At 63.1% G+C, this 19,042-nt stretch carries 28 protein-coding genes and 1 pseudogene; 4 read left to right on the top strand and 25 right to left on the bottom strand.

The features are described from left to right. The 17 genes and pseudogenes from LOKHON_RS15505 to LOKHON_RS15425 all read right to left on the bottom strand — a co-directional run. Positions 1-266, bottom strand: a pseudogene (locus LOKHON_RS15505) (terminase large subunit); the annotation flags it as partial. Then, the gene (locus tag LOKHON_RS15500) at positions 244-633 is read right to left on the bottom strand and encodes a phage terminase small subunit P27 family (protein ID WP_017930019.1); all 390 of its coding nucleotides are present in this window, start codon (positions 631-633) and stop codon (positions 244-246) included. The gene LOKHON_RS15500 and the pseudogene LOKHON_RS15505, both read right to left, overlap by 23 nt. Continuing rightward, positions 633-953, bottom strand: coding sequence for a phage head closure protein (locus LOKHON_RS15495; protein ID WP_017930018.1), 321 nt, complete (start codon positions 951-953; stop codon positions 633-635). The genes LOKHON_RS15500 and LOKHON_RS15495 overlap by 1 nt, the downstream gene beginning before the upstream one ends. Next, entirely contained in the window at positions 950-1,360 is a 411-nt protein-coding gene (locus LOKHON_RS15490) for a DUF3168 domain-containing protein (protein WP_017930017.1), read from the bottom strand. The genes LOKHON_RS15495 and LOKHON_RS15490 overlap by 4 nt, the downstream gene beginning before the upstream one ends. Next, complete coding sequence (locus tag LOKHON_RS15485; protein ID WP_017930016.1) at positions 1,360-1,767, bottom strand: HK97-gp10 family putative phage morphogenesis protein; 408 nt, start codon at positions 1,765-1,767, stop codon at positions 1,360-1,362. The genes LOKHON_RS15490 and LOKHON_RS15485 overlap by 1 nt, the downstream gene beginning before the upstream one ends. Continuing rightward, positions 1,767-2,078 carry a head-tail connector protein gene (locus tag LOKHON_RS15480; protein ID WP_017930015.1) on the bottom strand — a complete coding sequence of 104 codons (312 nt, stop codon included), beginning with the start codon at positions 2,076-2,078 and terminating at the stop codon, positions 1,767-1,769. Before LOKHON_RS15480 ends, LOKHON_RS15485 begins: the two co-directional genes overlap by 1 nt. A 93-nt stretch (positions 2,079-2,171) precedes the next feature. Continuing rightward, complete coding sequence (locus LOKHON_RS15475; protein ID WP_017930014.1) at positions 2,172-2,366, bottom strand: hypothetical protein; 195 nt, start codon at positions 2,364-2,366, stop codon at positions 2,172-2,174. Then, a complete protein-coding gene (locus LOKHON_RS15470) occupies positions 2,366-2,845 on the bottom strand; it encodes a hypothetical protein (protein ID WP_017930013.1) in 480 nt (159 codons plus the stop codon). Before LOKHON_RS15470 ends, LOKHON_RS15475 begins: the two co-directional genes overlap by 1 nt. 6 nt (positions 2,846-2,851) lie before the next feature. Continuing rightward, positions 2,852-3,202, bottom strand: coding sequence for an HNH endonuclease signature motif containing protein (locus tag LOKHON_RS15465; protein WP_026147652.1), 351 nt, complete (start codon positions 3,200-3,202; stop codon positions 2,852-2,854). 164 nt (positions 3,203-3,366) lie between these two features. Continuing rightward, the gene (locus LOKHON_RS15460; RefSeq protein ID WP_017930011.1) at positions 3,367-3,753 is read right to left on the bottom strand and encodes a hypothetical protein; all 387 of its coding nucleotides are present in this window, start codon (positions 3,751-3,753) and stop codon (positions 3,367-3,369) included. Between the two features lie 11 nt (positions 3,754-3,764). Next, positions 3,765-4,901: a phage major capsid protein gene (locus tag LOKHON_RS15455; RefSeq protein ID WP_017930010.1), complete on the bottom strand. Its 1,137-nt coding sequence runs from the start codon at positions 4,899-4,901 to the stop codon at positions 3,765-3,767. After that, positions 4,898-5,407 (bottom strand): HK97 family phage prohead protease, encoded by a 510-nt coding sequence (locus tag LOKHON_RS15450; RefSeq protein ID WP_017930009.1) that lies wholly within the window; start codon positions 5,405-5,407, stop codon positions 4,898-4,900. Before LOKHON_RS15450 ends, LOKHON_RS15455 begins: the two co-directional genes overlap by 4 nt. After that, positions 5,407-5,796 (bottom strand): hypothetical protein, encoded by a 390-nt coding sequence (locus tag LOKHON_RS15445; RefSeq protein WP_017930032.1) that lies wholly within the window; start codon positions 5,794-5,796, stop codon positions 5,407-5,409. The genes LOKHON_RS15450 and LOKHON_RS15445 overlap by 1 nt, the downstream gene beginning before the upstream one ends. Next, positions 5,783-6,970, bottom strand: a complete 1,188-nt coding sequence (locus LOKHON_RS15440; RefSeq protein WP_017930031.1) for a phage portal protein — start codon at positions 6,968-6,970, stop codon at positions 5,783-5,785. Before LOKHON_RS15440 ends, LOKHON_RS15445 begins: the two co-directional genes overlap by 14 nt. A gap of 139 nt (positions 6,971-7,109) precedes the next feature. Next, positions 7,110-7,460 (bottom strand): hypothetical protein, encoded by a 351-nt coding sequence (locus tag LOKHON_RS15435; protein ID WP_162561822.1) that lies wholly within the window; start codon positions 7,458-7,460, stop codon positions 7,110-7,112. Then, positions 7,460-7,675: a MerR family transcriptional regulator gene (locus tag LOKHON_RS15430; RefSeq protein WP_033315764.1), complete on the bottom strand. Its 216-nt coding sequence runs from the start codon at positions 7,673-7,675 to the stop codon at positions 7,460-7,462. Before LOKHON_RS15430 ends, LOKHON_RS15435 begins: the two co-directional genes overlap by 1 nt. An 880-nt stretch (positions 7,676-8,555) precedes the next feature. Beyond that, positions 8,556-9,746 (bottom strand): hypothetical protein, encoded by a 1,191-nt coding sequence (locus LOKHON_RS15425; RefSeq protein WP_017930028.1) that lies wholly within the window; start codon positions 9,744-9,746, stop codon positions 8,556-8,558. A gap of 383 nt (positions 9,747-10,129) precedes the next feature. Here LOKHON_RS15425 and LOKHON_RS15420 point away from each other — a divergent pair, with 383 nt between their 5' ends. After that, the gene (locus tag LOKHON_RS15420; protein ID WP_017930027.1) at positions 10,130-10,744 is read left to right on the top strand and encodes a ParA family protein; all 615 of its coding nucleotides are present in this window, start codon (positions 10,130-10,132) and stop codon (positions 10,742-10,744) included. Then, positions 10,737-10,988, top strand: a complete 252-nt coding sequence (locus LOKHON_RS15415; protein ID WP_017930026.1) for a hypothetical protein — start codon at positions 10,737-10,739, stop codon at positions 10,986-10,988. Before LOKHON_RS15420 ends, LOKHON_RS15415 begins: the two co-directional genes overlap by 8 nt. Before the next feature lie 546 nt (positions 10,989-11,534). On the opposite strand, the gene LOKHON_RS15410 is transcribed toward LOKHON_RS15415, so the two are convergent. Next, positions 11,535-11,759: a hypothetical protein gene (locus tag LOKHON_RS15410; protein ID WP_017930025.1), complete on the bottom strand. Its 225-nt coding sequence runs from the start codon at positions 11,757-11,759 to the stop codon at positions 11,535-11,537. Continuing rightward, positions 11,759-12,199 (bottom strand): hypothetical protein, encoded by a 441-nt coding sequence (locus LOKHON_RS15405; protein WP_162561821.1) that lies wholly within the window; start codon positions 12,197-12,199, stop codon positions 11,759-11,761. The genes LOKHON_RS15410 and LOKHON_RS15405 overlap by 1 nt, the downstream gene beginning before the upstream one ends. A 346-nt stretch (positions 12,200-12,545) precedes the next feature. Between LOKHON_RS15405 and LOKHON_RS15985 the strand changes: the two genes are divergently transcribed. Then, positions 12,546-12,803 (top strand): helix-turn-helix domain-containing protein, encoded by a 258-nt coding sequence (locus LOKHON_RS15985; protein WP_162561820.1) that lies wholly within the window; start codon positions 12,546-12,548, stop codon positions 12,801-12,803. A gap of 188 nt (positions 12,804-12,991) precedes the next feature. Continuing rightward, positions 12,992-13,537 (top strand): hypothetical protein, encoded by a 546-nt coding sequence (locus LOKHON_RS15400; RefSeq protein WP_017930023.1) that lies wholly within the window; start codon positions 12,992-12,994, stop codon positions 13,535-13,537. Here the strand turns inward: LOKHON_RS15400 and LOKHON_RS15395 are convergent. From LOKHON_RS15395 to LOKHON_RS15370, 6 genes are read right to left on the bottom strand one after another with little or no spacing between them, the layout of a single operon-like run. Beyond that, complete coding sequence (locus tag LOKHON_RS15395) at positions 13,530-13,883, bottom strand: phage tail assembly chaperone (RefSeq protein WP_017930022.1); 354 nt, start codon at positions 13,881-13,883, stop codon at positions 13,530-13,532. The two genes, LOKHON_RS15400 and LOKHON_RS15395, sit on opposite strands and share 8 nt — an antisense overlap. Next, on the bottom strand, positions 13,880-16,228 hold the full coding sequence (locus LOKHON_RS15390) for a phage tail tape measure protein (protein ID WP_051059680.1): 2,349 nt from the start codon (positions 16,226-16,228) through the stop codon (positions 13,880-13,882). The genes LOKHON_RS15395 and LOKHON_RS15390 overlap by 4 nt, the downstream gene beginning before the upstream one ends. Continuing rightward, a complete protein-coding gene (locus tag LOKHON_RS15385; RefSeq protein ID WP_017930020.1) occupies positions 16,225-17,832 on the bottom strand; it encodes a terminase large subunit in 1,608 nt (535 codons plus the stop codon). The genes LOKHON_RS15390 and LOKHON_RS15385 overlap by 4 nt, the downstream gene beginning before the upstream one ends. Then, positions 17,810-18,199: a phage terminase small subunit P27 family gene (locus tag LOKHON_RS15380; RefSeq protein ID WP_017930019.1), complete on the bottom strand. Its 390-nt coding sequence runs from the start codon at positions 18,197-18,199 to the stop codon at positions 17,810-17,812. Before LOKHON_RS15380 ends, LOKHON_RS15385 begins: the two co-directional genes overlap by 23 nt. After that, entirely contained in the window at positions 18,199-18,519 is a 321-nt protein-coding gene (locus LOKHON_RS15375) for a phage head closure protein (protein WP_017930018.1), read from the bottom strand. Before LOKHON_RS15375 ends, LOKHON_RS15380 begins: the two co-directional genes overlap by 1 nt. Continuing rightward, positions 18,516-18,926, bottom strand: coding sequence for a DUF3168 domain-containing protein (locus tag LOKHON_RS15370; RefSeq protein ID WP_017930017.1), 411 nt, complete (start codon positions 18,924-18,926; stop codon positions 18,516-18,518). Before LOKHON_RS15370 ends, LOKHON_RS15375 begins: the two co-directional genes overlap by 4 nt. Between the last annotated feature and the right edge of the window lie 116 nt (positions 18,927-19,042).

The raw sequence follows: 19,042 nt of genomic DNA, 5'->3' as shown, positions 1-19,042 counted from the left end.
AGGGTCAGCGCCGCCGCCAGCGAGGTCTTGCGGTTGCCCCTTGGCAGGAGAAGCACCACGCGCCGAACGATGCGGGTGCCGTCTTCATGGCGCGGCCCGTACATCTTGCGCACGATCCGCTCTTGCCACGGGTCGAGCTGGAAAGGGTGCCCAAGCGCCGGGTTCTTCGGATGCTTCAGCCGCTTCAGCCATTGCACCGCGCGTTCGCCGTAGCCCAACGGATCGGGGATCTCGGAGCCGTCATCAATCCACGAGGGAGTCAGCATCGTCATCCTCCCGAATGGCAGGGCGCGAGCGGGATACGGGCGTCAGGCCCAGCTCGGCCGCGAGGAGGCGCGAGCGCGTCATGGCGTCCGCTTGGATGCCCACGGCCGGGTTGCGCTTCATGGCCCCCTCTACGTCGATCACATGGCCATGTTCCTGAAGGTGCCGCTCCATCTGCCGAACCTGCCCGATGGCGGTGCAGTAGTTCTCCAGGCTGCCCAGATCGGCCACGGTCAAGATCCGGCGTTCCGACAGGATCGGCATCACGCGGTCCCATTCGGTCGCGGCGTCGGCCGAGAGCCAGTCAGGCGCGGTGATGTCGGTGATCGCCTCGGGATCGGTTTGCATGTGGGGCTTGGTGCCGCGCATCATTCGTCTCCTTGTGCCACGCAGCGCAGCTCCAGACCGACGCGGCGGCCGAGCGGTGTCAGCTGGCGGATGTTGTAAGAGCGGCCCTCGAAGATCACTCGGTCGGCATTGGTCACGCCAGCGAGGTATCGGGTCCGAAAGACGGCCAGCTCCTCGTCGGTCGCGCCGCCGTCGCCGAGAAACTCCTCGGTAGATTGCTCGACCAGTTCGGCCCGAAGGATCGCCTTGCGGGTCCATGTGCTTGTCGGGGTGCCTGCATCGTTCACCGTCGTGGCGGCTTCCTCGATGGCGATGCGGTAGATCAGCTTGCCCGCCTTCATGGCTCGACCACCAGGCATTCGACGGTCAGGACCGCATGGGAGGTCTCCCCATCCGGGTCACGCATGGAGCGCCCGTCAGACACGCGCAGATCGCCAAGGTGATAGCCCCCGCCCAGAGACAGCCGGTCGCCCCTCAGAGCGCCACGTACAGCCGCGCTGATAGCCTTCACGCCTTCGAGGGACGGCTCGCGCTTCCAGATATGCAGCGTGTGCCAGACGCGCGTGTGCGCCCGCTGGAGGCTGGTCCCTTCATCGCGGAGTTGGGACTCGCCTAGGATGATGCCGGGCCTCGGAGCGGGCCGCTGGTGGCTGTCCACGATGCCTGTCGCTGGCACCAGTGCCGTGACCGCAGGAGACGCCACCAGACGCGCCCTGATAGCCTTCTGCACCTCGATGTCTGCGCCCATCACTTCGCCTCCTTGATGGCCTTGCCGATGGCGCGCTTGATGCGGTTCTCTGCCTTCTTCTTTGCCAGTCGAAAGCCCGGCCAGAAGAACGGCTGCGCCGGGTGATGGCGTGTCCCGTATTCCTGAAGGTGCGGATAGCGCACGTCGCTGTTGCCTGCGGTCACAGCCACTTGGTTCTCGGGCACTGCATGGGAGCCGCCGGGCTGAGAGTAGGGCGGGGTCATCTGCCCCGGTCCCGTCACCTCGATACTGCCCTTCAGATCGCCGTCAGCCTCGGGGGCAAGGGCTTCCATGGCGTCCGCGATGTCGTAGCCGCCCTGCATGAGGGCAGGCCTCACCGCCTTCCGGGCCGCCTTGGGGATGGCATTCATGCGCTTCTGAAACTTGGAGAGGCCGCCGTCGCTCATCAGAAGGTCCACTCCCGATACTCGGTGACGATCTCGCGGACGCCGAACGGGACTTCTTTCGCGCCCTCGCTCGCTGCCTCGCGCTGTTCGTACCACCATGCCGCCAGTTGGCTCACGGCTTCGATCAGCACCGGGGGGACCGGGTCTTGATCCACGCCGCCGAAGTTGGCCTCGATCTTGAATCCGAGAAGCCGCTCGATATGGTTCTGAGCCGCCTCGATCTTGCGATAGATCATCCTGTCATCATGCCCGCCCTCGTCGCCGGTAAAGGCGAGGTGCTCCTTGATGTCGTAGAGGTCCACGATGGGCATGGCGAAAATCCTGTTTCGTGCGAATATTGTGCGCTGTTCCCCGCGCCGGTCCCCCGTGATGGCCAGAAGTCGTTGACCACCCGGGGGCTAGGCTCAGCACCAGATGCGGCGCAGCGGTCGGGCGAAGTCAGCGTCGAGCACGTCGTTCGTGGGATGGCCGCCGAGGTGCTGCACTTGGTGGCGGACGAACAGCTTCACCTCAATGCCGTCATGGGCGAGGCGCTGAAGCTCGTTGTTGAGTTCCTTCACCAGTTCGCTCGCCTTCTCGATGCGGTCGACGTCAGTCATCACACACCTGCCGCAGCGTTGACGCGGACCACGTTGGAGTTCACCCACAGCGAGCTGTTCAGCTTCATGACGCTGTTGGCGGTGTCGTAGGCCTCGGAGACGCTGCCCACCTTGGCGATAAACATGCGCTCGGAGGGCGTGCCGCCAGCGGGAGCATCGTTGAACACAACGCGGAAGGCGTAATCCTGCGGTGTCTTCTCGGCCGCGAGGAGCGCCTGCTGCCCTGCATCGGCGTAGTTGATGGCCGCGATAATCTCCATTGCACCGGCATTGCGGGTGCCCTTGATGCGCTTGGTGCGGCCTTCACCGACGATGTCCTGCGAGATCTCGTTGGCGGTGTCACCCACAGAGCCGAGGCTTTCGAGCCCAGTGATCTCGGTCCAGGTCTCGGTGGAGAAGTCGCCTTCGACGAAGTCAGTGGACTTCATGGCTTGGGTGCCGCCGATGTAGAGCTTGGCGCCTGCGGTGGAGAAGATCATGGTGTGTTACCTCTTGAGAGTGCGCCGCTCTTCACGCTGCTTGGCGCTGTTGTGGTCGCGGGCGCACAGCGCCTGCCAGTTGCTCCGATCCCAGAAGAGGACCGGGTCGCCCTTGTGGGGCTTGATGTGGTCGACGGTGTCGGCAGGCTGCCCACAGCGGCGACAGAATGGGTGCTTGGCGAGGAAGTCGGCCTTGGCCTTCTCCCATGTGCCCGTGTAGCCGCGTTGGCTGCTGTTGGGCCTTGTGCGGTCGAAGCGGGCTTTCCGTTCCCGGTCGCTCTTGGCCATGCACAGGCACTTGGTCCCGGCTGGCACACGCTTCCCACAGGCGCATAGACGCGGCGGCTTCGTCGGCATGGAATATTCCCCGGCGACGGGAGCGAGAGGCCCCAAGCCCCTCGCTCCCTCCGATCTCGCTGCCCTTGGCCCTGAAATGCCGCTCCGACGCGAGGCAGGGAGAGCAGCTTGCCGCTTTGGGGCGGATCGTGTCGCCCGTCAGAAGTCCCTCGCGCCGGATCACGTTAGACCTCGGGACGCTCGGCCAGGTCGGACAGGACAGCGACGGCACCGGCCGCAATGCTGGTCCCGCCCGCCTTGGTCAGGACGACGCGCACGTAGCGCTTGAAGCCCCGATAGCCGAGTTTGTAGGTCGAGGTCGCTTCAAGCGTTGCCGGGGCATCGCTGTCGGTCAGGTCGGCCGCCACGTCAGCGAAGTCGCCGCTGGTCGTGGTGTCGCTCTCCTGAAGCTTGGCCGAGAAGTCACCGGCCGAGACGATGGCGCCGGTGTTCAGGATGAAGGCAACGCGGCCCGCATCCTTCAGGTCGATGGCAGTGCCGTTCACCGAAGCCGATTGCACGGCAGGAGCGACAGCGGCGATGGCGCGGATGTTGCTGGTCAGGTCACGCATGACAGATCTCCTTATGCGCTCATCTTGAGCTTGCGGAACTTGGCGGTCTGGAGGACGCGGCCACCGACGCGGCGGGTCGCGTGAATCCGGGTGATGCCCTCGGTCGCGCGGATGTACGGGTTCACCAGAACCGACAGGCCCACGCGGTCGACGATGCGGTAGCCGGACCAGTCGCCGTAGAGGATCGGGAAGGCACCGGACGCAATGTCGGGCATGTCGACCATCTCGACCACGGGACGGCCGAGAACGGTCTCGGGCTGACCGGCCTGATAGGAGGGCTGCCACAGGTAGTTGCCATCGCCGCCCTTGAGGGTGCGCAGCGCCGCGAGCGTGGTGCCGTTCATCGCCCATGCGCCACGGTTCCGGTAGGTCGCCGGGAGCGCGTACATCAGGGCAATGAGGGCGTCGGCCTTGAGGTCGGTCGCGTGGCCGTTGTTGGTCTCGGCAATCCCGGTCTTGGTGAGAATGCCTTCGGGCTGGATGACGCCGTCACCGGAGAGGAACGCAACGCCTTCCTTCTGGCCAAAGTCTTCCGCCAGCGCGAGGCGAACCTCGGCCTCGGCTTGACCGGCGCTGTCAGCGAGGAGGTTGTTGGAGATGTCGACGAAGGTGGCCAGCTCCTTCACGTCGACTTCCGCCTGACCGAAGCCCGGCTCGGATTCTTGGGCGGGCTGAGCCTCACCCTTCCAGCGGGCATTCGTGATGCCGGTGCGGGTCGGATAGATCACGGACGGCGCGCCGGTCTGGCGGACGCTGGCCACGGTGCGGACGGGCGAGAACTCGACCAGGTCGCGGATGAACTCGCCGCTCATTTCGGCCGGGGCGAGGTAGCCGCCCTGAGGGTCGCTGGAGACGGTCAGGGTCTTCAGTTCGTCAGCCGGGGTCGCATTGCCTAGGCGCAGGTAGTGGCCGAAGGCTTTGCGCTCTTCGCCCATGTCGGCCTTCTGCTCGCCGCCCTGCGGACGGTTGGACTTGGCTTCGAGCTTGTCGAGACGATCCGCGAGCTTCGACGTGTCGGCCTTCGCCTCGATGTCGGACAGTCGCTTGTTGAAGGTCTCGGTCATGTCGCCGAGGGCCTTGGTGACGATGTCGTTCGCGTCGTCGTCTTCGCTTTTGCGCTCGAATGCGCTTGGGCTTTGAAGGGTCATGCTTGCCTCTTGGAGAGCTGCGCCGTGGCGCGGTTGATGGCAGCGGCGAGCGACAGCGCCCGAACCGCAGATTTGGCCGAAGTCACCTTCGCGCCGGGATGCATGGGGATCGTCACAAGGGACGCTTCCAGAAGCTCGAGCCGCTGGATGGTGCGGCCGCCGCCGGAACGGTTGCCTGCCTTGATGGTGCGAAAGCCGATGGAGATGCCCCGCACAGCGCCAGAGCGGACCAGAGCGGCCACCTCACGCGCGCGAGTAACCTCGCCCACCAGAAGCCGCCCCTTGAGGTGCAGCCCGTCTTCCCGCTCCTCAGCGCCATCCCATGCGCCGATGGGGTCATTCATGTCGTGGCCGAAGAGCATGGGCAGGGGCAGAGAGGCCCCGGTGAACGCGCCCTTCTCGATCATGTCGCCGATGCGGTCGGGCTTGCCGAAGGGCCATGCGAGACCTTCGATGTCGCCTTCCTCGCCCGCGTAGAGCTTGGTCTCGATGAACAGCCTATCCATCAGGCGTTCCCCCGATGGGCAGAGCGGTCTGCCGCGAAGGCGTCCACTTGCGCTTGAACCCATGCACCGGCTTTCAAGAGGCGGATGATGTTGCGATGGGTGAAGGGCACCGGGTCGCCGTCCTCGGTGATCTCCCATGACAGGATGCACCGGGCGAGGTTGTCGAGACGGGCTTGCTCGCGAGCGGCAGGGGAAACCCGGCCATCGGCGTCGGCGAGGTCGGCCAGATCGTCGGCGAGCTTCAGACGCGCGGCGCGTTGGGTCTCGCTGTCAGGGCCTGCGATGCGAAGGCGGATGCCGGTCGGCTTCCCGTCGACGGGATCGGCCAGCTCGTACCAGTGCCCGCGCTCCTGGTCTTCCGCCATGGCCCGGATGTCATTCAGCTGCATCGGTCGGCTCCTGAGCGGTGACAATGTTGGGGTTCAGGAACTCTTCGCCGCCTTCACGGGGCGTGAGGCCCAGCCATGCGCGGCCTTCGTTCGGATTGATGACCCGGCTGGCGATCAGGCTGTTGATGACGGTCGAGCGGGTGCTGAGGTCGGCGCGGGTCAGGTCGTCACGGTCGAAGCGAACGGCATGGGTGGCGCGCTCATCGGGCAGGAACAGGGCGCGGCGCAGAGAGCCTTCGAGGGCACGAAGCCAAGGCTCTAGACAGTAGACGAGGAACTCCCGGCCCATCTGTTCGGTGTTGCTCCACGTCGCCCGGTCGAGGTCGAAAAGCATCGAAGGCGGGACACGGAAGGCACGGGCGATTTCGGTGGCCTGGTACTTCCGGTTTTCGAGGAACTGCGCGTCGGTCGAGCTGAAGGTGAACGGCTCGAACTCGGCCCCATCGAAGAGGATAGCCGTCTGCCCGTTGGCGTCGTTGCCCTCATGGGTCGAGCGCCATGCAGTCCGGGCGGCCTTCACCGATGCCTCGCCCATGCCCTTCGGAAACTTCAGAGCGCCGGAGGGGCGGGCACCACGGCCGAAGAGCTGCGCGGCGTGCTTGTCCAGCGAGAGCGAGATGCCGATGGCCTCCCGTGCCAGCGAGAGCGGCGCGCGGCCGAAGGGGCAGCGGAGGTGGATGACGTTCGCCCCCGGTACGGGGCGGTTGTCGATCTTGTAGCTCGGTTCGCCGGTCGTCTGGTCGATCTCGACGGTGATGACGCCGCGCCGGTAGCGAATGATCTCGATCACGCGCCCGTCGATCCGGTTCACATAGGCGAGGCCGCCAGCGTCGTCGGAGAGGGCGTCAATGACGAGGTCGCGGATCAGCTCATAGCCGCTGGTCCAGTCGTTCGCATGGTCGCGCAGGAACGCGAGGGCGGGATGGTTCGGAGCGTCGATCTCGGTGCCATCGGCGTCGACGGTCTTCACCGCCACGTCGAGGCAGGCAACAGCCTCGGAGATGACGCGGATGGCAGAACCGACAGCCGGGACGCGAAGCGCGGTCTCGCCCGAGACAGTGACGCCGCCCGCCGTGGTGAAGGTCAGACCCAAAGCGGCATAAAGCTCCTCGCTCGGTTGGGCGAGAGACTTCGTGTCGACTTCAACGGTGCGCTTGGAGAATGGCCAGATCATGCAGCCAAACTACCCGCGCGCGCGAGCGTCCGGCAGCTGGCCAGATCTAGCAAATCGTTGTTTCTTATAGGGTTTAGGGGCGGCCAGGCATCCGCACGGCTTACCCGGGGATGCCCGCGAGAGGAGTTCTGAATCTATCTCAGGAAACTCTTGAGGCTTGCAGATTCTCTAGCTCTCGCTCCGCCATTAACTGCTGGATGGGGCTGCCAGTAAGCAACATCAGGCGCATCGTTGCTTCGATCAGGAAGCGCAACTCGACTTCGCTGATACGGGACTGGCTGGGGATAGGTCGCAGCGTTTCACGGTTGGCGGCAAGATGGGCAGCCGTCTGGCGACCGTCTTCATAAGCCCGCTCGTGTTTGCCCCAGTTACCGAAAGTAGCGGGTTTGCGGAGGCGGTAATCCTCATAGCCCATACGGAAGGCTCGGGTTTTGCAGTAGACCCGCGCCGTAACGCCTCGCGTGCTGCCCTGACTGGTCGTTGCGGGCATCACTTCGACCTCAGCCAAGAGACCAGTTCGGAGCGGAACGCGAAGTAGCGGCCGCCGGGGCGATAGATGGGCGTGGTCGGAGACTTCGACCACCTGCGGACGGTGTCGACCGAGACGCCGAGAACCAAGGCGATGCCGTTCAGGCCCCAGATCTTCTCAGGGCCAGCGAGGAGACCGTCGAGACGCCAACGGTCGAGGGGAGGAATGTCAGTCATGGTGATCCTGCCAGTGAGGGTGACAGCGGTCTGCCCACCCAGCACCGAAGCATTGCCCCGGCTCATCACTCAATCGGCCTCCGAAGGAGCCGATACCTGCCCGAATGATGACTTGCGACCGCATACCTTGATAGAACAGAAAATGCAGTGAAAGTCAAGGTTTAGCCGCATTCCAGCGAGGGTTATCCACAGAAAGAACCTGACAGGATGCCGCGACTGGGTGCCTGTGCTCGGACCCGTCCGCCAGACAGACCCGTCCAGCTGCCGCACTACCCCATGCGTGAGCGGTTGCGTTACCCGGTGACGGTCGCCGCCTGCGTTGCTCCATGCGTTGATGGTGCGTTACCCCGGACATGGTTCGCCCCCGCACGACATGCATCCCGCATCAGGTGCGCCCTGGCAATGCTACACCGATGCCAGCGGCAAATCCTGCCAACGGCAAGAAGGCGTCGAAAGCGGCCAGGATCATGCCACTCGCCACGGCGCATGAAGCGCAGTCGGGCCAATGGCTTAGCTCAGAATCCTCTTACATATGGAGGGGAGCGGCGGGGAAGGTGATCAGGTCTGGGTAATGTCGATCCGGCATCGGCATCGGTGGCAGCGGGTGCGGCAACGAATGTGCCCTCTAGGTTCATACCATCTGAAACCGCTATCGGATGGCCGCCGCTTGCTTACAGCCATGATCGAACCCTGCCGAGACGATGACGAGGCCAAATCGCCGTCGACCCCCTCAATCCCTCCATCCGCCTCCCTCCATGCCCATCCCGGAGGCGGCTTCCCTCCATCTGTAAGAGGATTTCGGACTAAGGCATTGATAGGATACGAGAATGTTCGCCGTTGCGAATGGTTCTCAACAAGGCGGTTTCGAGGGCTATGGCGGCTACTTTTCGGATACCGTCAGGCGGCTTCCGGTGACCTTGTGAGCGGCATCGATCATGGCCTCTTCGAGGTCGGCGCGCTTCGAGACGGGGACCAGGAAGCTGTCGTGGATCGGTAGCGCGATGATGCCTTTGCGAAGGGTCATCTCGGTCATGACGATCTCGGCCATATCGGAATCGTCGCGCATCAGGGAAGCGCCGGCGTCTGAGTGCAAGCTGTCCGCGATGGCCACATGCCGCGCCTTCACTGCCTTGATGAGCGCGGTCGCTTTGATCTTGGCTTCGGCGCTGCCGGGTTCGACGCCCAGCTCGCTAGACATCAGGCCGTTATGCGCAATGGACTCCTGAGCCTTCCGCTGGGTCGTGGCGTTGATCAGGGTGAGCGTTGCTACCTTCGCGAGCTTACGCGGCCAACCATCGATGGCGTAGCAATCCTCGGAGATAGGCAGGCCTCGCCTCGCATAGAGCATGGCGATGTGCATCCCATCGAAGTCGAGCTCGACGGTCGGCTCATCGTTAATAGTAACGCCGCGTCGGTTGTCTTTCGGTGTGTTCTGCCAGCTCGGGCCTCGGGCGTAGTAGCGTCCGCCCCTGTTAAAGTCGCGGTTGTAGATCCGCGCCATGGGACATGCGAGGTTCGGCAAGGCGACGACATTGGATTGCGTCGGAAGCGCGATGTTGGCTGACGTGATCGCTTCGTTGAATGCCTCGGTCTTCTGGTCCTGCCGGTCAATGGCCCGAGTTCGCCGGTAGTCGACGGGCTTGCCCTTCGCATCGCGCAAGATCGTGACTTGGGTCAGAGGGGCCAATCTCAAACGCGGTTTCTCTTCCAGAATGGCTTGCACCATGGCGACGAGTTCGGTCGTGGCCTCGAAGGCGCTTTGCCAGTTCAAGTAGCCCGGGAGCTGGCGGTAGTGATGGATCAGACCCTTGGCTTCCAGTTGGTCGACTGCGCGCGTCACCTTTGTGTAGGTGATGAGAGGATGCCGATGGGCGCCGTAGTAGTTCCAGTTGCGGCTGTAGGAGACAGGGCGTCCCAGGAAGAACGCCTCGAAGGCCGCCAGGACGATTGCAGCGCCAGTCGCGTCCGTATCGAAGGCCGTGTTGATCTCCGCCCAGACGGGCTTGAGGTCGTACTTCACGCCCAGCGGAATCTGCCGTTCGTCTTGTTCGGGGTAATATACATCGCTCACTCAGACCCGGTCCTTGCCTTGGACTCAGTGGCTAATCAGGCTTGCAGGAGGCGGACGGTTGTCCTAATCTCTCCATGTCACAGGCTGCAAACCGAACCACCGGTTATGTTGCTTTTAGAAGCCCGCTATTCGGTCGCCACCGAGGCGGGCTTCGCTCGTTGTGGCTCACGCCACAGTGATCAAGCTACTGCCAGAAATTGCGTATCGCAAGCATGACACCACTATCACTTCCATCTTGCGCCTCAAGATCGCCACTCATCCACGCATATTGCCCGACTTTGTTACCGCATGGTTACGCTTTTGCGTAAATATGTGGATGCGGCTTCACGCAATCGTGCAACTGTGCCCTTAAGGATTTGCGATTCACAGGGGCAGGGAGAGCCATGAAGACACTGGTAGTCGCGGCGCAGAAGGGAGGAGCGGGGAAGACCACCCTCGCCCGGAACCTGTCTGTTGCCGCCGCAGGGGAGCCAAACCGGGTTCTCTGCCTCGATCTCGATCCGCAGGCCTCGCTTCGGGGATGGTGGGAAAGCCGCGAGACGGATGCCCCGGCGATGCTGGAGCGCGACCCTGCCCCGCACTCCCTCCGCGCCACGTTGAACGCCGCGCGCGAGCAATTCGATCTCTGTATCATCGACACGCCGCCAGCCGCGCCGGAATGGCTCACTGACGTGATCTCGGCCGCCGACCTGGTGTTGATCCCGGTGCGCCCATCGCCCGACGATCTCCGCGCAGTCGGTGCCACTGTCTCGGCCGTCAACGCCGCGAACGTGCCCTTCGTCTTCGCGATGTCGCAGACGCCGCGCGCCAAGATCACGGAAGAGACGGCGCGGGTGTTGGCCCAGCATGGTCGAGTTGCGCCGATCAACATCGCGCAGCGCGTCGTCTACGCCGAGAGCGGGGCCACCGGGCTTGGCGTGACGGAAGCCGGTGACGCGAAGGCGAGCGAAGAGATTGTGACACTCTGGACCTACGTGAGAGGCATCCTCCATGGCTAAGAAAACCGTGACCCTAGACGGTCTGCTCAACACCTCAGCGAAGCCGACCGATACCGGCATCCCCCAGCGCGGCGGAGCGGCACCGGCCAAGCCCGTGAAGCGCGAGGGCGAGAAGCGGCTGACGCTGGCACTCGATGGCGCGACCTACCGGCGGCTTCGGCTCCACGCGGCGCAGACCGATAAGACGCATCAGGCGATCCTCGAAGCCGCACTTACGGATTACCTCAACCGCATGGATACGTGACGTCGTAGGTGTGCGGATACGTAAATACGCGCTTCCGCAATCTACCCTAGGGCGTGGTTCGGCGCGCAACGGGTTTTATGTTAAGGACATTGCGCAGCTGCATAAACACCCCTAGGTTGTCACTAGGAAGCGAGGGCGCCCATGAACACCATTACAGTGTTGCAGCCAGATGATCCGGTCATTGCCGAGTTTCACATGATAGGAACAGCCACATCGGTTCTTGGTCCCCTCAAGTTCCCCTTAGCATCCTTGGCTCCAAAGATCGGAAGCTTGATCACTGAATGGCGCTCAGAAGGTTCGGTCCCTTACCGTATTGTGGCCAGGCGCACCGAGCATGACGCTGGCCGTCTTGTGTACACGGTGGAGTTGGCAGAGAATACTCGACATGAAACGACCCGCCGGGCAGGGCGGGCCGCACTCACTATCTAGGTCAACTCGTAAAAACGTAGCTGTGTCGATCACATGCTACGCCTATAGACCCTAATGATTACTTCCCCTAGGTCACCTACCTATTGGGATAGGTTCAGTGACCTAGGACGCATTATCTCAGCGCTTCAACTGGGCTCGGGTCTCGGCCTCCATGGCATCCTGCACTTCGGCCAAGATGCCTTGCGTGTGATAAATCGACATGAGGATCAGGTCGCGCAAATCGGCCGGCGTCCTGTCCTCACTGGACATCTGCTGAATCTGAAAGATCAGGAAGTCGAGGCCGCTGTGGGCTGTGCCAGCCTTCGCCGAGAGCTCTTGTGGGTTGTAGTTCGCTGCAGCCATCACACCGACTCCTTGAGAGCGCGAAGACGCTGCCGGACTTCACGGGTCTGGTCGCGGTATTCGGTCGCCAAGTCCCGAGCCTTGTTCGCCACGGACCAGAAGGCTTGGCAATCCTGCTTGTCGAGGTCTTCACCCTTGCTCAAGGCAAAGCAGAGCATGTCGAGCGCCCAGACGATCTCTTCCATGGGTTCGTCGATCTTGATCGTCGGCGAGGCGTTCAACGCCTTGAATGCGTCACGGATGGCCGTCTTGGCATCCTTCGAGAAAGCCGCCTCTTGGTCTTCGCCCCGCATACGATAGGCATCGACGCCCAGAAGGTGGAAACCTTCATGGTCGAGGCTCTTCAGCTTCTCGACGGCATCTTCGGGCAGGTCGGACAGGTTCAGGCGGGTAGCTTGTGCAATCATTCGGTTCTCACTGGTTTGGCTTCTCACAGCCATCGCCGGTGTCGGACCGGCGGCCGGGGGGTGAGAACCTGCCAGTGAGACAGGTCGAACGCTTTTAGGGTCCCCCCTTGGACAGCACGCTCGCCCCCGGCCTGAAGCCATACTTCGCCGATCCTTCCCGACCGGGAAAGGCAAATCTGTCCAAGACGTTAAGTCATCACTGGTTCGCGGGTTCTCACACCCAAGGCCGAACATGCACAGGCGGAATCTAGCCCGCAAGCGCTATCTGTGCGCGAGCTGCTAATCCTTCTGAGAAAGATTCATAAGTCCTTGTTTACGTAAGTACGCAACTACGCATTGATGCATTTATGCAACTAGGTGCCGCTTCAGAATGGGAAACATGGAGGAACTGGTCGTGGCTGAACTCAAAATCCCGGAACTTGAGACCCTTATTGAAGAAGTGCGGGGGCTAAGAGCTGACATCCGCGAACTCCTACAGCGCTCCCTGCCGCCTGAGTCTCTTTGGGATGTAAAGACGATGGCACGATACCATCGTGTATCAGAAGATACGGTCATGCGCTGGGTCCGCGAAGGCCGGATCAAAAGCAGTCGGTCAGGAAGCAAGCTGCGGTTTGAGCCAAGAGCGAAGCCGGACTGAGACGCCGAAATCGTTGCTGCCGGAAACACTTTTCCAGAACAAGGAAACAGGAACCCGTCGATCTGGAACAGATCAACAGATTGGACGAAACTCAGTAAATTTGTTTCTCAACTATGGAGTAATGGGGGGAGAGCATCTACCTGTGCAAAACAGTCTAAATACTTTCTCTTGCAACTATAGGACATCCGATGCCTGACATCCCCGCCGCCTCTCTCAAGTACGAAGACTTGGTTGAGAAATATAAGGCTTTCTCAAAAGGTCAGCGAGACTACTACAACTCATGTGTAAACTTCGCCTTTAATATTTTAAAGCAGGTAGAGGCACAAACGGAAGCTCCCAGGAGCTATACGGTGTCAGAAGATAGGACCTCTTGGGAGGAACCCTATGTCAGCTTGATGGCAGTTGAGGGCGGAGAAAGCCACAAGGTTAAGCACCCAAGGGAGGCTGTGAACTTCGACGACGAGGGGTACTTTCATTTTGCCGTTTATATCACTCTTGAACATGGGCCTCAGTCGTGGCCCAAGAACAAATTCCCAGTGAAGTTAAGGTGCTTCAAAGCCGCTGACAGGATTACGGTTGAAGTTCATGAGCAAACTGAGACTTTCAGTGCGGCGGACGAAGATAAAGCCGTATCCTTCGCCGCTGATCATATAGTTCTTGCGATTGCGAGCTTTCTAGACACACCGGTTGAAGACATGGTCCAAACGCAAAAGGTAGGTTTCGGCTTCATCTAAGGGCGAGGTCGAACAGCGTGGGTGTCATCGCCTCCTTCGATCTCTGCGGCAGGGCCTTCGTTCCTTCGGGAAGGTTCTGCCGCGCATAGACCTTCGCCATCCACACCTCATCCATGGCAGTGATCGTCTCGACGTGGTGCGGCTCCAGCGGCGTTCGGGTCAGCCGCGACCACGCTTCAATCTCGGTGAAGGTGATGGCATTCGGCCCGTTGGCCCCGGTGCTGCGCGTACGCGACAACGCTAGGAAGGCCCGCCAGAGGATGCCACTGCCTTCGGGGGGCATCGCTCGCCCGCCGTCGAGATGGGCCTTCAGAGAGGCGCAGAGAAGCCGTTGAAGCCGGGTCATCGGGCCCTCGGATCTTTTTGGATGCCCTTCACGCGGGCAGGCATCTGCCTGTCATAGGCCCCGATTCCCTGCCGCATGATTGCGCTGGCTTCATTGCGGACGGTCTCAACCGTGATGCCCTCGGCAGCATGGAGGATCAGTTCGACGGGCTGCGGCTTCTGCGGTTGGCTGGATACCGCCCCACGCAAGGCCGCCTGCGCCTGCGGTACGTTCAAGATGCCCCCGGATTGCGACGGCACGAAGATCTCGCTGTTGGGCGTCCGCTCGTTGACCAGGTAGGGCGTCCCACCCTGCACCGGACCACCTGTCGCCCGTGCCGTCAGCGCCGCGCCCAAGGTGCCTAGAAAGCCACCACTCGGACTGTCAGCGAGGCCCAGCATGGCCTTCTGTATCTGCACCCGCCCCAGTTCCATTAGAAGTCCGGCCAGCGCGTCCTTGGCGCTCATGGAGCCGGAGACGATGCCGGTGAAAAGGTCGGTCATCTTGTCCGCACCGCGCTCGGCATGTTGCTGGATCAGATCGAGGCGGTCGGCCGCGTCCTCTGCCGCTTTCCCCGCTTGCGTGTAGCCCAAGGCCAACTGGTCGATCTCGGCCCGCAGTTCGGGCGTGATCTCCTTGCCCGATGCCTGCGCCGCATAGAGAAGCTCGGCCCGCTTGCGCGCGTACTCCATGGCATCACCCACGGCCATGCCGCTGTCGGCCACCGCTGCCAGTTCGACGGCCTCGGCCTGGAGCTGTGCAATCTCCTCGCGGGTCGATTTGATCTCCTGCTCCAGCTCGCTGAGCTTCGGGGCCTTGGAAGACCCGCCGCCGGAAGATCCACCACCACCAGAACCCGGAGGCGACCACCACTGAAGCTCTGCCAGCATCGGGGGCCGCTCGGACGGTCGCGTGACGCTGGTCGGGGCGTTCTCGGTCGCCGTGGCAAGTTTCCAGTCGCCGAAGCTGCCGCCCATCGAACGGGGGTCGCCGCCTCTGCCCGCGTTGGGAGGGGTCGTGGTGCCATCGGGAGTGCCGCCGGGTAGCGCCGCCCTGAGCGCGCGGGCCTGCGTCACCGCCTGCGCCAGTCGCCCGATCAGTCCACCGACAGCCGCGATGGCCCCGGAGAACTCCACTTTGTCGATCGCGGACAGCTCGTTGAACGCCGCGTTCGCCCCCTCGGTCAGCGCCGTCATCCGGGTCTCGAAGGTCTCGGCATCCACGGTGCCGTCGCGCATGTCGGACGACAGGGTGCGCATCTCGGCTGCGATGTTGGCCAGTTCGTCGGCGGCCTCGGTGTAGCCGAAGCTCCGCATCTGCATGGACGCCTGTTCGAGCTGCGGGACCAGTGCGCCCGTCTGGTCTGCGAGGCCCTCATAGGCCTGCCGAATGCGGCCCACGGCTTCGGCGTTCTCGTCAGCCGCCAGCGTCTCGTCGTCGAGGTTCTCGGCGATGCCGGTGCCCAAGAGCCCCTCGGCCTGCTCATAGCTTCGGAACAGCCCGTCCAGTTCCTCGCGCATGTTCGAGACCTGAGAGGCGAACTCGACCGAACCCACGGCCAGAGACTTGAAGAAGCTGCCGACGCGGGTTTGCAGCTCGCCCCATTTGCGGTCCAACTCGGCGGCCTTCCGGATCATCTCGTCATCCATCACGGCACCGACTTCATGCGCGCGCTCGATGGTGCGGCGAAGTCCTTCCTCGCCTTGGCCGATCAGCTCGACGAAGCGCTCGCCCGCCGTGCCCCCGAAAACCTCATCTGCCACCCGGATTTGGGCCGCGCTGTCGAGGTCGCCCAGCCGGTCGACGATTTCGAGAAGAAGCTCGCTCGGATCATCCAGACCGCGCGCGAGGTCTGCCGCGTCATAGTTCAGCCGCCGGAAGGCTTCGGCTGCCGGTCCCTTGCCGGTCACGATGAACTCGTCGGCGCGAAGGTTCAGTTCCTTCAGACCGTCCACCATGCTGTCGATGCCGATGCGGTTCTGCTCGGCCACGAACTTCCATTCCTGAAACGCCGTCGCACTCACACCTGCGCGCTTCGCCTCGTCGCCCAATGTGGCGATGCCCTTGATGGTCTCGCCGATGTTCATGTTCACCGATGCCAGTGCGCCAGTGACAACCCCCAGCACTGCACCGCCCGCGAATGCCCGGCTGAAGCTGCCGATCCGCGCTGTGGTCGAGGCGAGCGCCTGGTTGATGCGCGTGGTCGCCCGGTTCATGTCGGCTTCCATCTGCCGGGTCGCCGATGCCGATCCGCGCCGGAGGCCCTGATAGGAGCGGGTGCCGGTGCGCTCGGCCTTCTTCATGCGCTTCTCGAAGTCATTGATCCGCGCTTCGAGGGATACGATCAGCCGTTCTTCATCCATCATGCCATCCACAAATCTTCGGTGAACCACGGCCGGTTGGTGACGAACTCACCCTCATCCGATGCCGCGCGGGCGACGGCCATGGCAGCTGCCACCGCGCCGTCGATCTTGTTGCCGCTCTTGCCCTTGTGGAACGAACGGTTGCCTGCCTGGTCGACGTGCAACTGGATGTTCTCGAAGTTCCACCGCAGGACGGGGTGCGCCCCATGCTTGAACCGGCCACCGAGAATGGCGCGCTCCAGCTCCTTCACTGCCGGGGCCATGCTGACCCATCCTTGGCGGAACTCGACCACGGGGAAGCCGTCATCATTCAGGTTGCCCATCATGTGCCGGCCATAGGTCGGATCGAACGCGATCTCCTGCACAGAGAAGCGCGCGCACAGTTCGCGGATATGGCTTTCCACCGCCCGTAGGTCGACGGTGTTGCCCGGTGTCGGGATGATGAAGCCTTCCTCGGCCCATGTGACGTAGTCGACGCCGTGAAGCTCCCCACGCGCCCGGAGATTGTCTTCGGGGCAGAAGAACCACGGGACCACCTGATAGCCGTCATCGCCATCGCGCCAGCAAGCCACCACGGCCGTGAGGTCTTCGTTCTTCGACAGGTCGACGCCGATCCATGCCGGGGCCTGCACCATGTCCAGCTCGTCGAGGTCCACCTCTGCCTTGCCCTGGTCATAGACGTGCATCTCGACGAAGGGTGAGGTCGACTGGTCCAGCCATCGGTTCAGGTTGAACTGAAGGAAGCTGTCGCGCTCGAACGGGGAATGCTGCGCCTTCTGCGCCTTGTCGCGGAAGCCCATGATGTCGGGATAGCCATAGGGCAGGCCGGGGTTTGTGCCGAACCAAACAGCTTCGTCGGTCCAGTCATCCTCGGCCTCGGCCATGAAGATCACGGGCAGGGTGGCGGGATCGTCGATCTCACCCTTCTGCACCTTGATGGCGTATTCCACCTGCTTCCAAGCGAGGTTCTCTTGCCCACGGCCGGAGGTGCTGGCGACGATCAACAGAGTTCCCGGCACCTTCACCAAGGCACTGTCGAGGGCTTCCCATTGGCGCAGACCGGCGCGGCCTTCCCATGCATGGATTTCATCGGCGATGACGACATTCGGCGTCTTACCGTGCTGCACCTTGCCGTCAGAGGCGACGGCCACGTAGCGGGACCGGTCGCGGGGGAACGCGATGCGCGAGGTGTATTCCCGCACCTGAAGGTGTTTCGAGAGCCGGGGATCGCCTTGGACGATCATCGCGGCTTCGTTGAAAAGCTCCATCGCCTGTTCATGCGCAGAGGCCGCCGAGACGGTCAGGCCGCCCGGTTGCCGTTCAGGCCCGACGAGATGCAGGAGGGTCAGCGCCGCCGCCAGCGAGGTCTTGCGGTTGCCCCTTGGCAGGAGAAGCACCACGCGCCGAACGATGCGGGTGCCGTCTTCATGGCGCGGCCCGTACATCTTGCGCACGATCCGCTCTTGCCACGGGTCGAGCTGGAAAGGGTGCCCAAGCGCCGGGTTCTTCGGATGCTTCAGCCGCTTCAGCCATTGCACCGCGCGTTCGCCGTAGCCCAACGGATCGGGGATCTCGGAGCCGTCATCAATCCACGAGGGAGTCAGCATCGTCATCCTCCCGAATGGCAGGGCGCGAGCGGGATACGGGCGTCAGGCCCAGCTCGGCCGCGAGGAGGCGCGAGCGCGTCATGGCGTCCGCTTGGATGCCCACGGCCGGGTTGCGCTTCATGGCCCCCTCTACGTCGATCACATGGCCATGTTCCTGAAGGTGCCGCTCCATCTGCCGAACCTGCCCGATGGCGGTGCAGTAGTTCTCCAGGCTGCCCAGATCGGCCACGGTCAAGATCCGGCGTTCCGACAGGATCGGCATCACGCGGTCCCATTCGGTCGCGGCGTCGGCCGAGAGCCAGTCAGGCGCGGTGATGTCGGTGATCGCCTCGGGATCGGTTTGCATGTGGGGCTTGGTGCCGCGCATCATTCGTCTCCTTGTGCCACGCAGCGCAGCTCCAGACCGACGCGGCGGCCGAGCGGTGTCAGCTGGCGGATGTTGTAAGAGCGGCCCTCGAAGATCACTCGGTCGGCATTGGTCACGCCAGCGAGGTATCGGGTCCGAAAGACGGCCAGCTCCTCGTCGGTCGCGCCGCCGTCGCCGAGAAACTCCTCGGTAGATTGCTCGACCAGTTCGGCCCGAAGGATCGCCTTGCGGGTCCATGTGCTTGTCGGGGTGCCTGCATCGTTCACCGTCGTGGCGGCTTCCTCGATGGCGATGCGGTAGATCAGCTTGCCCGCCTTCATGGCTCGACCACCAGGCATTCGACGGTCAGGACCGCATGGGAGGTCTCCCCATCCGGGTCACGCATGGAGCGCCCGTCAGACACGCGCAGATCGCCAAGGTGATAGCCCCCGCCCAGAGACAGCCGGTCGCCCCTCAGAGCGCCACGTACAGCCGCGCTGATAGCCTTCACGCCTTCGAGGGACGGCTCGCGCTTCCAGATATGCAGCGTGTGCCAGACGCGCGTGTGCGCCCGCTGGAGGCTGGTCCCTTCATCGCGGAGTTGGGACTCGCCTAGGATGATGCCGGGCCTCGGAGCGGGCCGCTGGTGGCTGTCCACGATGCCTGTCGCTGGCACCAGTGCCGTGACCGCAGGAGACGCCACCAGACGCGCCCTGATAGCCTTCTGCACCTCGATGTCTGCGCCCATCACTTCGCCTCCTTGATGGCCTTGCCGATGGCGCGCTTGATGCGGTTCTCTGCCTTCTTCTTTGCCAGTCGAAAGCCCGGCCAGAAGAACGGCTGCGCCGGGTGATGGCGTGTCCC

Origin of the sequence: Limimaricola hongkongensis DSM 17492, from assembly GCF_000600975.2 — a bacterium.
Classification (GTDB): domain Bacteria; phylum Pseudomonadota; class Alphaproteobacteria; order Rhodobacterales; family Rhodobacteraceae; genus Limimaricola; species Limimaricola hongkongensis.
This window is presented reverse-complemented; position numbering and strand designations above follow the sequence as displayed.